This is a genomic window from Kitasatospora sp. NPDC058218 (assembly GCF_042882445.1).
GTDB lineage: Bacteria > Actinomycetota > Actinomycetes > Streptomycetales > Streptomycetaceae > Kitasatospora.
In genome coordinates this window covers 1-12,010 of the sequence record NZ_JBHVWC010000067.1, presented here as the reverse complement: position 1 = coordinate 12,010, position 12,010 = coordinate 1, and the positions used below count along the sequence as shown (strand labels likewise).

Sequence of the window (12,010 nt, the reverse complement as noted above, 5' to 3'; positions counted from 1 at the left end):
GCCGGAATCGTGCGGTCCGCACGTGGCGGGCTCGGGCGGAATTCCTGGTTGCACACTCATTTCACCGCTCCTGAATTCGTGTCCGTGCCGGGCGGCACGGAACCGCTTCTGGGATGGTGCCCGGTGGTTCGCGACGGACCGTCGGAATCGGTCGTGCCCAGTGGACGCCCGGCCCCCGACGGCCGTTCTCGCCGAAACGACGGCCGCGCCTCCGCATACGCGGGTGGATCGGGGCAGGCCGAAAGAATCGGTCGGCCGGTTTCCGGCCACCCCGACCACGCCGTACCGGATTCTCCTGCGATCGCGCTGAGGCAACGTCAGCTTCCCTCGCCCGCAAGGCTCCGCGCAATCGTCTATCGATTAGCATGGTTGATGGATGGCGGAGCCAGCTCCGGGGCGATGGGAGGCAACGGCGATGGTCGGCGTGGACGACCCGGCGGTTCACCAACTGCGATCACTGCTGACGCTGGCCGAGGAGCTGCATTTCGGCCGCGCCGCCGCACGGCTCTACCTGACCCAGCCCGCCCTCAGTCAGCAGATCCGCACCCTCGAACGTCGGCTGGGGGTGCAGCTGTTCACCCGGACGAGCAGGAAAGTGACGTTGACGCCCCTTGGGCATGCCCTGCTTCCACTCGTCCGGAACGTGGTCGACGCGGCGGACGAACTGCGCGTCGCCGCACGCCACTCGCCCGCCGACGGCGACGGGCTGTCCCTGCGCCTCGGGCTGACCGACTGCGCCGCCGCCCTGGCCGCCACCCGCCGGGTGATCGCCGCGCTCACCACCCTGCACCCCGGCCTGGAGGTGGACTTCCACGTCCTTGACCTGGTCGAGCAGACCACCGCCCTCGCGATCGGGAAGATCGACGCCGCGTTCGTCTACCTGCCGGCGCCCGAGGGCTTCCACGCCGAGCCCCTCACCACCGAGTCGCGGGTGGTCTGCGTGGCCGCCGCCGACCCGCTGGCCCGGCGGCCGGCGCTGCGGCTCGCGGACCTCGCCGACCGGCCGATGGTCGGCCTCGCGCCGGAGGTCTCCCCCTCCGAACGGGACTTCTGGGCGATGGACCCGCGGCCCGACGGCACCAAGGTCCGCTACAGCGGGCACCAGGTCACCCGGGTGGAGTCCCTGCTCTCCGCGGTCTCCTTCGACGGGGCGATCGCCTTCCTGCCCGCCGTCGCGGCCGAGCTCTTCCCCCGCCCGGACGTCCGCTACCGGCCGGTGGAGGGGCTGGTGCCCTGTGACTTCGGCGTGGTCTGGCCGGCGGACGACCACGAGAAGCCCGGCATCGCCGTCCTCCAGGACATCTGCTGCCGCCTGCGCGACCAGGGCCTGCCCGCCGGGACGATGCAGACCCCGGCCGCGCCCGAGGCCGAGCGCAGCACCGGGGTGGCCGGCACCGTGGGCGTGCCCTCCGGCTGAGCCCGGCCCGACGGTCGTGCCCGGGCGGCCACTCGTACCGGGCCGTTCGGGCCGACCATCCGGGCCAGGGGGGCCGTTCGGACCGGACGGCCCGGCCCGGCCGTGCGCACCGGGCCGGCCCGCGGACGCCGGCAGGCGGCACCCGGAGTGCCCGGATACCGCCTGCGCGTCCTGCGAAGGGCCTCGGCTACTCCCCGATCGGCTCCAGGATCGCCACGCACTCGAAGTGGTGGGTCATCGGGAACAGGTCGAAGGCCCGCAGCGAGACCGGCCGGTAGCCGCCCTCGCGGAAGTACGCGAGGTCCCGGGCGAGCGCGGCCGGGTCACAGGCGACGTAGGCGATCCGGCGGGCCGACAGCCCGGCCAGGTGCGCGACGGTCTCCCGCCCGGCGCCCGCGCGCGGCGGGTCCAGGACGATCAGGTCGGTGGCGGTGATGCCGGTGCGCGGCAGCAGCGTCTCCACCTTGTCGCACTCGATCCGGACGTTGTCCAGCACCGCCAGGTTGTGCCGGGCGTCGACCACGGCCTGCTTGGAGGACTCGATGCCGAGCACCGCGCCGTCCTCGCCGACCCGGTCGGCCAGCGCACCCGCGAACAGCCCCACGCCGCAGTACAGGTCGAGCGCGTTCTCGCCCCACTGCGGGTCCAGGCCGTCCAGCACGGCGTCGACCAGGGTGTCCGGCGCCTCCGGGTGGATCTGCCAGAAGCCGCCGTTGCTGACCCGCCAGGTCCGGCCGGCCGCGCGCTCACGGACGAAGGACCGCCCGTGCACCTTGTGGATGTTGTCGTGCTCGTCGATCCGGGCGATCGACACCGGCTTGTCCAGCTCGACCAGCGGCAGCTGGGCGCCGGGCCGCGGGGTCAGCACCACCTGGCGGTCCGAGGAGCCGGCGGCGGCGATCACCTCGACGGTGGCCACGCCCGGCCAGTCGCGGGCCTCGATGCCCAGCTCCGTGACGCCCTCGGCGGCGATCAGGCAGCGGTCGATCGGCTGGAGGTCGTGCGAGCGGTGCTTGCGCAGCCCGACCTTGCCGCTCTCCTGGTCCACCGCGTACTGCACCCGGGTGCGCCAGGCCGGCACCTCGCCGGCCGGCAGCTTGCCGCCGACCGGCTCGACGCTGCCGTCCCAGCCGGCCTCGGCCGGGGTGAGGCCCGCGAGCTTGGCCAGCTGCTCGGTGAGCACCTGCACCTTGAGCTTGCGCTGCCCGCCCGGGGTGACGTGCTGCCAGTCGCAGCCGCCGCACTTGCCCGGCCCGGAGAACGGGCAGGGCGGGGCGATCCGGTCCTTGGCGGGCTCCAGGATCTCCACCGCGTCGGCGCGCAGGAAGCGCGACTTCGTGGTGCCCTCGGTGACCTGGGCGATCACCTTCTCGCCGGGCAGCGCGTGCCGGACGAACAGCACCCGGCCCTCGTGGCGGGCCACGCAGTGGCCGCCGCCGTGCGCGACAGCGCCCACCTCGACCTCGTAGCGCTCGCCGACCAGCGGGTCGCCACCGGGCCCCTTGGGGGCGGCCTCGGCACGCGGCGCACGAGGAGTGCGCAGCACCTTCGGCGGACGGACGGCCTGCTTGCGCGGGCGGTCCCCGTCCTTGGGCTTCTCCCTGGGCTTGTCCTTGCGGGCCTGCGCGGGGGCGGGACGTTCGGCGGCGGGCTCCGGCGCCTGCTCGATCGGCGCGAGCGGGGCGGTCTGCGCGGTGAAGCCGTCGCGGTCGGTGGCGGCCGGGCGCACGGGCTTGCCCCAGCGCGGCCGGGCGACCTGCCCGGGCTTGCCGGCGCCGCCCTTGCGGGCGCCCTTGGAGGAGGACCCCTTCGAGGACGAGCCCTTCGACGAGGAGCCCGAGGAGCCGTTGGAGCGGGGCGGGGTGTTGCGGGTCACTGGGAGGAGTCCTTGCTGCTGTCAGCGGTGTCGTCGGGCTGTGCGGAGACCTTCGACTTTACGGCCTTCGGCGCCCGCGGCTCACCACGACGGACGGCACCCGGCGCCGACCAGGCCTTCTGCGGCTTGCGCCGCTCGGAGGACTCCAGCTGCCAGGGCACCGAGGTGACCATCACCCCGGGCTTGAACAGCAGGCGCCCCTTGAGCCGCAGCGCGCTCTGGTTGTGCAGCAGGTGCTCGTACCAGTGGCCGACCACGTACTCGGGGATGTAGACCGACACCACGTCGCGCGGGCTGCTGCGGCGCAGGTTCTTCACGTAGTCCAGCACCGGCCCGGTGACCTCGCGGAACGGCGAGTCGAGCACCTTGAGCGGCACCTCGATGCCGCGCTCGTCCCACTCCGCGCGCAGCGCCGCGGTGTCCGCCGGGTCGACGTTGACGGTGACGGCCTCGAGCGTGTGGGCACGGGCCAGTCGCGCGTACGCCAGGGCCCGCAGGGCCGGCTTGTGCAGCTTGGAGACCAGCACGATGGCGTGCACCCGGGTGGGCAGCACCACGTCGTCCGGCTCCTCGGCGGCGACCAGCTCCTCGGAGACCCGGTCGTAGTGCCGGCGGATCGCCTTCATCATCACGAACAGCACGACCATCGCGGCGATCGCGATCCAGGCGTGGCTGATCTTGGTGGCGAGGACGACGATCAGCACGGCCATGGTCATCACCAGGCCGAAGGTGTTGATCGCCCGGCTGCGCTGCATGTGGCGGCGCTTGGCCGGGTCGGTCTCGGTGCGCAGGTGCCTGGTCCAGTGCCGGATCATGCCGGACTGGCTCATGTTGAAGGAGACGAAGACGCCGACGATGTACAGCTGGATGAGCCGGGTCGGGTCGGCGTCGAAGGCGATGATGAACAGGATCGCCGCCAGCGCCAGCAGGATGATGCCGTTGGAGAAGGCCAGCCGGTCGCCGCGGGTGTGCAGCTGACGCGGCAGGTAGCGGTCCTGGGCCAGGATCGAGCCGAGCACCGGGAAGCCGTTGAAGGCGGTGTTGGCGGCCAGCACCAGGATCAGACCGGTGACGGCGGCCACGAAGTAGAAGCCGGGCGTGAAGTTCGAGAAGACGGCCTCGCTGATCTGGGCCAGCGCGGTCTTCTGGTGGTAGCCGTCGCCCGCGCCGACCAGCTGCTCGGCGGGGTCCTCGGCCATCTGGACACCGGTGAGGCGGGCCAGCCAGATGATGCCCATGAACATCACCACGGCGATCGACGCCATCATCAGCAGCGTGGTCGCCGCGTTCTTGCTCTTCGGCTTGCGGAAGGCCGGCACGCCGTTGGAGATCGCCTCGACGCCGGTCAGCGCGGCACAGCCCGAGGAGAACGCCTTGAGCAGCAGGAACACCATCGCGAAGCCGGCCAGCGACTCGTTGCCGGGCGTCGCCTCCAGGTGGAACCCGGAGCTCTCGGCGGGCATGTCCTGACCCAGGCCGAAGTGCCGGATCACGCCGTACACCACCATGCCGAGCACGCCGACCATGAAGGCGTACGTCGGGACGGCGAAGGCGCTGCCGGACTCGCGGACACCGCGCAGGTTGATGCCCATCAGCACGATGACCACGACGACCGAGAGGGTCAGCTCGTGGCCGCGCAGCGAGGGCACCGCGGACACCACGTTGGCCACCCCGGAGGTGGTGGAGACCGCCACGGTGAGGATGTAGTCGACCATCAGCGCGCTCGCGACCACCAGGCCGGAGTTCGGGCCGTGGTTCACGGTGGCGACCTCGTAGTCGCCACCACCGCTCGGGTACGCGTGCACGTTCTGCCGGTACGAGGCCACCACGGCGAGCATCACGACGGCGACGACGACGCCGATCTGCCAGGAGAAGTGAATGGCCGAGGCACCCGCCAGGGAGAGCGTCAGCAGGATTTCCTCGGGCGCGTACGCGACCGAGGAGAGCGCGTCCGAGGCGAAGACGGGCAGCGCGATGCGCTTGGGAAGCAGCGTTTCCCCGAGCTTGTCGCTGCGCAGCGCACGCCCGATCAGGATGCGTTTCGGAAGGTCAGTCGGCATAGGCACGTTAAGGAATCGTAGGGGCTCTTACCCCTGTGGTCCGACTTATGGCCCCCCCTTCGTCGCGACTGTGTTCGGTGGACCGGCTAGCGTGTCGGATACGAGCAGGCGGGCAACACTCAAGTTGTCGCGCCGGGCCCCACGAGGACGCTCGCCCCGGACTACGGGGTGGGAAAGGAAGATGAACGGTGTTTGCGCAGGTCAAGAACCCAACGGGACGGGTGAGGTAGCGCCGGTGCACATCGTCATCATGGGCTGCGGCCGCGTGGGCTCCGCCCTCGCCAGAGCGCTTGAGAAACAGGGCCACTCGGTCGCCGTCGTCGACCAGGACCCGACGGCCTTCCGCCGCCTCGGCGCCGGCTTCAACGGCCGCCGGGTCACGGGTGTCGGCTTCGACCAGGACACCCTGAAGGAGGCGGGCATCGAGGAGGCCGGCGCGTTCGCCGCCGTCTCCAGCGGTGACAACTCCAACATCATCGCGGCCCGGGTCGCCCGGGAGAACTTCGGCGTCGAGAACGTCGCGGCCCGGATCTACGACCCCCGGCGCGCCGAGGTCTACCAGCGCCTGGGCATTCCGACCGTGGCCACCGTCCGCTGGACGGCCGACCAGATGCTGCGCCGACTGCTGCCGAGCGGCTCCGAGCCGCTCTGGCAGGATCCGAGCGGCACCGTCCAGCTGGCCGAGGTCGCCTACGACCCGCACTGGGTCGGCCACCGGATCAGCGCGCTGGAGGAGGCCTCCGGCACCCGGGTGGCGTTCGTCACGCGCCTCGGCGAGGGCGTCCTGCCCACGCCCGCGATGGTGGTGCAGGAGGGCGACCTGGTGCACGTCATGGCACGCCGGGCCGACCTGGCTGCCGTCGAGGCCGCGTTCGCGCAGGGGCCGAAGGAGGAGGGTCACTGATGCGGGTCGCCATTGCCGGGGCCGGTGCCGTCGGCCGCTCGATCGCGAGCGAGCTGCTGGAGAACGGCCACGAGGTCCTGCTGATCGACAAGAACCCGAACTCCATCTCGGTGGAGCGGGTGCCCATGGCGGAGTGGCTGCTGGCCGACGCCTGCGAGATCACCTCGCTGGACGAGGCCGCGCTGCAGCGCTGTCACGTGGTGATCGCCGCCACCGGTGACGACAAGGTCAACCTGGTCGTCTCGCTGCTCGCGAAGACCGAGTACGGCGTGCCGCGGGTGGTCGCCCGGGTGAACAACCCCAAGAACGAGTGGCTCTTCAACGAGTCCTGGGGCGTGGACGTCGCCGTCTCCACCCCGCGCCTGATGTCCGCCCTGGTCGAGGAGGCGGTCAGCGTCGGCGACCTGGTCCGGCTGATGCGCTTCAGCCAGGGCAACGCCAACCTGGTCGAGCTGACCCTGGCGAGCGACACCGAGCTGGTCGGCACCCGGGTCGGCGACGTGGCCTGGCCGCCGGACACCTCGCTGGTGACCATCATCCGCGAGGGCCGGGTCCTCACCCCGGGCAAGGACGACACCCTGGAGGGCGGCGACGAGCTGCTCTTCGTGGCCGCCCAGGAGCGCGAGGAGGAGCTGGAGAACCTGCTCTCCGCCACCTCCGGCGCCCAGTAGCGGCCGACGCCGTCGGCGTACGACAGCGGGCCCGCACTCGGTCGAGTGCGGGCCCGCTGTCGTACGTGGGCTCGCGGCGGTACGCGCGGCCGCCGCTACCTGTCCCCCGGAGGCGCCTCGGCGGGCTCCCCGGCCGGCTCGTCGTCCAGCTGCGCCTTGATGGGCGGCGGCGCCTTCAGCAGGATCTGCCAGGTGACGTACATCGCCAGCAGCATCGGCGGGATGCCCAGGGCGACCTTCAGCCAGCCGAGCAGGTTGACGTTGTGGGTGAAGTACAGCGGGAAGAGGATCACCGGCTTGATGCCCATGATCACCACCCAGGCCCAGGTGGCCTTGGTGTAGGCCGCGAGCCGCCCGGGGTTCTCCTTGCGCCAGGTGAACATCTCCCCGGTGATCGGGCCGAGCATCAGGCCGATCATCGGCCAGCGGACCAGCGCCGAGACGGCCAGGCCGATGCAGTAGCCGACGTTCCACAGCAGACCGGGCAGGTAGAAGTTCTCCGCCTTGCCGGTCTTCATCGAGATCCAGGCACCGATGGCGACCCCGAAGACGCCGCTGAAGGCGTGCTGGACGGTCTCCCGCCGGGCCAGGCGCGCCACCACGAACAGGCCGCTCAGACCGAGCGCGGCCCAGGCCGCCGCCGGGACCTGGTGGGTGATGTTGTAGGTGACGATGAAGACCAGGCCGGGCAGCGTCATGTCGACCATGCCGCGGACTCCGCCGAACGCCTTCATCACGGTGTCGGCGGCCTCGCGGGACGCGGCTTCACGGGCCGCGACCTCACGGGAGGCGGCCTCGCGGGCCGCCTGCTCGCCGGGGGCGATCTCGACCACGCCGAACTGGGCGGCGGGCTCGCCGCCGGGCTGGTTGCTCACGCTCATTCGCTCCCGTGTCCGACCGGACGCAGTTCGTAGCGGGGGTTGAACAGCACGCGGCGCCCGCGTGCGTGGCCGATCCGGCCGCTGGCCACCAGTCGGCGGCCCGGCTCTATGCCCGCGATCGAGCGACGGCCGAGCCAGACCACGTCCAGCGCCTCGGTACCGTCGAAGAGCTCGGCCTCCAGCGCGGGCACACCGGCCCGCGGGCGGAGGGTCACCGTGCGCAGGGTGCCCGCGACGGTGACCAGTTCACGGTCCCCGCAGCGGGCGATCGGAGTGCAGCCCGACTCCGCCGCGCTCTCCTGGCGCAACTCCTCCGCCTGCAGCTCCTCCGCGGAGGAGGTCAGCCGGCTGAGCATGCGGCGGAAGCGGCCCTGCGGCTGGTCGCTGCTGATGTCACCACTCATGTCGGAAGGGTACCGTTTTTGGGGGCCGCTGCGGCAGGCCGTGGAGCCGCCCGGGGGCCGGACCGCCCCGCGGCTCAGCTCTCGAAGCGGTAGCCCATGCCCGGCTCGGTGATGAAGTGGCGCGGGTGCGAAGGATCGCGCTCCAGCTTGCGGCGCAGCTGGGCGAGGTAGACCCGCAGGTAGTTGGTCTCGGTGCGGTAGGCCGGACCCCAGACCTCCTGGAGCAACTGGGTCTGGCTGACCAGTCGGCCGGCGTTGCGGACCAGCACCTCCAGCAGGTGCCACTCGGTGGGGGTCAGGCGGACGTCGGTGCCGTCCCGGTTGACCTTCTTCGCCGCGAGGTCGACGGTGAAGCTGTCGGTGACCACCAGCGAGTCGTCCTCACCGGCCACCGGCTCGGCCCGGCGGACGGCGGCGCGCATCCGGGCGAGCAGCTCGTCCATCCCGAAGGGCTTGGTGACGTAGTCGTCGGCGCCCGCGTCGAGCGCCTCGACCTTCTCGTCGGAGGCGTGCCGGGCCGAGAGCACGATGATCGGCACCCTGGTCCAGCCGCGCAGGCCCTTGATCACCTCGACGCCGTCCATGTCGGGCAGACCGAGGTCGAGGACCACCACGTCGGGGTGGCGGGCGGCGGCCAGCTCCAGGGCGCTCGCGCCGTCGTGGGCCGCGTCGACCTCGTACTTTCGGGCCTTGAGGTTGATCACCAGCGCGCGGACGATCTGCGGTTCGTCGTCCACGACGAGGACCCGGGTCATACGGGCTCCGCCTTTCACAGCTGTCGGAAGGGTGGTGGTCATACGGGGGACGGGCGGTCCGCCGGCCCGGACGGCAGGCCGTCGGCGGGAGCGACCGGTGCTGGACTCTCGGGTGAGTCGGCCGGCCCGGCCCGCTCGGCGGGCTCCTCCGGCTCCGGCGGGCGGTCGACGGCGGGCAGGGTGACGACCATGGTGAGGCCGCCCCCCGGGGTGTCCTCGGCCGTGACGGTGCCGTCCATCGCCTCGACGAAGCCGCGCGCCACCGCGAGCCCGAGGCCCACCCCGGCCCCGCGCGGCGCGTCCCCGTACCGCTGGAACGGCGCGAAGATCCGTTCCTTGGCCTCCTCTGGCACCCCGGGCCCCCGGTCGACTATCCGCAGCTCGACCCGGGCACGGCCGCCCGACGGGTGCAGGGCGTCGGCCTTGACCAGCACCTTCACACCGTCCGGGCTGTACTTGACGGCGTTCTCGACCAGGTTCGCCAGCGAGCGCTCCAGCAGTCCGCCGTCGGCCCGGATCATCGGCAGCGTCTCGGGCACGTCCAGCCGGACGGCCTCCGCCGGAACGCCACCGAGGGCGAACGGCACCACCTCGTCCAGGTCGGTCTCCTGGATCAGCGGCGTGACGGTGCCGGTCTGCAGCCGGCTCATGTCGAGCAGGTTGTTGATCAGGTGGTCGAGCCGGTCGGCCCCGGCCTCGATCCCGGCCAGCAGCTCCGCCTCGTCCGCCTCGTCCCACTCGACGTCCGCCGAGCGGAGCGAGGTCACCGAGGCCTTGATACCCGCCAGCGGGGTCCGCAGGTCGTGCGAGACGGCGGCCAGCAGTGCCGTACGGATCCGGTTGCCCTCGGCCTCCCGGCGGGCGGCGGCGGCCTCCCCCGCCAGCCGGCGGCGCTCCAGCACCACGGCGGCCTGGGCGGCGAAGGCGCCGAGCAACCGGCGGTCCTCGGCGGGCAGCACCCGGCCGCGCAGCACCAGCGCCAGGGAGTCGCCGACCGGGACGTCGACGTCGGCGGTCTCCGGCCGAAGCGGCGGGCGCGGACCGGCGGCCGCGACCGACTGCCACGGTCCGAGCGGGTCGGGCCGCTCCAGCAACGCGGCGGCGTCCTGCTGGAACGTCTCCCGGACCTGCTCAAGCAGCGCGGTCAGGACGCCGTCCCCGCTCGGCACGCCCCGCAGCACCGTGCCGGCCAGCGCGCTGAGCGTCTGTGCCTCGGTCTGACTGCGGGCCGCCTGATGGGTGCGCCGGGCCGCGAGGTCCACCACGGAGGCGACCGCGATGCCGACGGCGGTGAAGATCGCCACCGCCATGATGTTCTGCGGCTCGTCGATGGTGAAGGTGTGGATCGGCGGGGCGAAGTAGTAGTTCAGCGCCGAGGATCCGACCAGCGCCGAGGCGATCGCCGGGAAGAGCCCGCCGACCAGCGCCGCGCAGACCGTCAACGACAGGAACAGCAGCATGTCGGTGGAGAGCCCGAGGCCCTCGACGTGGGTGAGCAGCAGTGCCAGCAGCGGCGGGCCGCCCAGGCCGATCAGCCAGCCGGCGACCGTCCGCGAGCGGCCGAGGTCGGTGACCCGCCGGATCGGGACCCGGCCCAGGCCCTTGGCGGCCTGCTCGTGCGTGACGATGTGCACATCGATGTCGCCGGACGCCCGGGTCACGGTGGTGCCCACGCCCGGACCGTAGACGTACTGCCAGGCGGGCCGGCGGCTGGTGCCCAGCACGATCTGGGTGGCGTTCACGCCGCGGGCGAAGTCCAGCAGCCCGGCGGCGGGGTCGTCGCCGAGCACGGCGTGGAAGCTGCCGCCCAGGTTCTCCACCAGCGCCCGCTGCTCGATCAGCGCCTGGGAGGAGCCCGATCCCGAGCCGGCCAGGCCGTCCGAGCGGGAGATGTGGACCGCCAGCAACTCGCCGCCGGAGCCCCGGGCGGCGATCCGGGCGGCCCGGCGGATCAGGGTCGCCCCCTCGGGCCCGCCGGTCAGGCCGACCACGATCCGCTCCCGGGCCTGCCAGGTGCCCTTGATGCCCTGCTCGGCCCGGTACTTCTGGAGGTACTCGTCGACCCGGTCGGCCGTCCAGAGCAGCGCCAGCTCGCGCAGCGCGGTCAGGTTCCCGGGGCGGAAGTAGTTGGCGAGGGCCGCGTCGATCTTCTCCGGCGCGTACACGTTGCCGTGGGCCAGGCGACGGCGCAGGGCCTGCGGCGACATGTCGACCAGTTCGAGCTGGTCGGCCCGCCGCACCACCTCGTCCGGCACGGTCTCCCGCTGCCGGACCCCGGTGATGCCCTCGACCACGTCGCCCAGCGACTCCAGGTGCTGGATGTTCACGGCCGAGATGACGTCGATGCCGGCCGCCAGTAGCTGCTCGACGTCCTGCCACCGCTTCGCGGTGCGGGAGCCGGGCACGTTGGTGTGCGCCAGCTCGTCCACCAGCACCACCTGGGGGCGGCGCGCCAGGACGGCGTCCAGGTCCATCTCGGTGAACTCGGCGCCCCGGTGGGCCAGCTCGCGACGGGGGACGACCTCCAGGCCCTCGACCAGCTCCGCGGTGTGCCGGCGCCCGTGGTCCTCGACGAACCCGACGACCACGTCCGTGCCGCGCTCCTGCCGCCGATGCGCCTCGGACAGCATGGCGTAGGTCTTGCCGACCCCGGGCGCCGCCCCGAGGTAGATCCGCAGCCTGCCGCGTCCCATGTGCACCATTCTTGATCCGGCCCGCCCGGGGGACCACCCCGGACACCTGTTCCCCTCACCTTGGAGACTACGGCGTAGCCCGCGATTCTCCACCGATCAGGGCGCTGATCAGGCAGTTTTAGCGGCATATTGACGGCGGAGGAGGGCCTGGAGGGGGCTGCGCGGAGCCCTGCCGGCGCCTTCGGGCCACCCGGCGGCATCGACCGAACGGGCTCCCCGGTCGCACCTGCTCCGAAAAGGCGTCGCGTACCTGTCCCGGAAACGCAAAGAACCCCCACCCGGAATCGGGTGGGGGTTCTTCACAATGATTGTTCGGCGGCGTCCTACTCTCCCACAGGGTCCCCCCTGC

9 protein-coding genes are annotated in these 12,010 nt (G+C 72.3%); 3 read left to right on the top strand and 6 right to left on the bottom strand.

All coding sequences use genetic code 11. The annotated features are described in order from the left end of the window. Positions 1-376 precede the first annotated feature (376 nt). A complete protein-coding gene (locus tag ACFVYI_RS34010; protein ID WP_387892717.1) occupies positions 377-1,417 on the top strand; it encodes a LysR family transcriptional regulator in 1,041 nt (346 codons plus the stop codon). 187 nt (positions 1,418-1,604) lie between these two features. On the opposite strand, the gene ACFVYI_RS34005 is transcribed toward ACFVYI_RS34010, so the two are convergent. Beyond that, positions 1,605-2,960 (bottom strand): class I SAM-dependent RNA methyltransferase, encoded by a 1,356-nt coding sequence (locus ACFVYI_RS34005; RefSeq protein WP_387892789.1) that lies wholly within the window; start codon positions 2,958-2,960, stop codon positions 1,605-1,607. 329 nt (positions 2,961-3,289) lie between these two features. After that, positions 3,290-5,353 carry an APC family permease gene (locus ACFVYI_RS34000; protein ID WP_387892787.1) on the bottom strand — a complete coding sequence of 688 codons (2,064 nt, stop codon included), beginning with the start codon at positions 5,351-5,353 and terminating at the stop codon, positions 3,290-3,292. A 235-nt stretch (positions 5,354-5,588) separates the two neighbouring features. On the opposite strand from ACFVYI_RS34000, the gene ACFVYI_RS33995 reads away from it, so the two are divergent. Both ACFVYI_RS33995 and ACFVYI_RS33990 read left to right on the top strand, forming a co-directional pair. Continuing rightward, positions 5,589-6,257, top strand: a complete 669-nt coding sequence (locus ACFVYI_RS33995; protein WP_360641287.1) for a TrkA family potassium uptake protein — start codon at positions 5,589-5,591, stop codon at positions 6,255-6,257. Further along, positions 6,257-6,928, top strand: a complete 672-nt coding sequence (locus tag ACFVYI_RS33990; protein WP_387892715.1) for a potassium channel family protein — start codon at positions 6,257-6,259, stop codon at positions 6,926-6,928. Before ACFVYI_RS33995 ends, ACFVYI_RS33990 begins: the two co-directional genes overlap by 1 nt. Before the next feature lie 95 nt (positions 6,929-7,023). Here ACFVYI_RS33990 and ACFVYI_RS33985 read toward each other — a convergent pair whose 3' ends face one another. From ACFVYI_RS33985 to ACFVYI_RS33970, 4 genes are all read right to left on the bottom strand, one after another. Next, positions 7,024-7,803, bottom strand: coding sequence for a DUF3159 domain-containing protein (locus ACFVYI_RS33985; protein WP_387892713.1), 780 nt, complete (start codon positions 7,801-7,803; stop codon positions 7,024-7,026). Positions 7,804-7,805: 2 nt separating this feature from the next. Next, the gene (locus ACFVYI_RS33980; protein ID WP_387892711.1) at positions 7,806-8,213 is read right to left on the bottom strand and encodes an OB-fold nucleic acid binding domain-containing protein; all 408 of its coding nucleotides are present in this window, start codon (positions 8,211-8,213) and stop codon (positions 7,806-7,808) included. Between the two features lie 74 nt (positions 8,214-8,287). Continuing rightward, on the bottom strand, positions 8,288-8,968 hold the full coding sequence (locus ACFVYI_RS33975; protein ID WP_387892709.1) for a response regulator: 681 nt from the start codon (positions 8,966-8,968) through the stop codon (positions 8,288-8,290). Positions 8,969-9,006: 38 nt separating this feature from the next. Then, on the bottom strand, positions 9,007-11,661 hold the full coding sequence (locus tag ACFVYI_RS33970; protein WP_387892707.1) for an ATP-binding protein: 2,655 nt from the start codon (positions 11,659-11,661) through the stop codon (positions 9,007-9,009). Between the last annotated feature and the right edge of the window lie 349 nt (positions 11,662-12,010).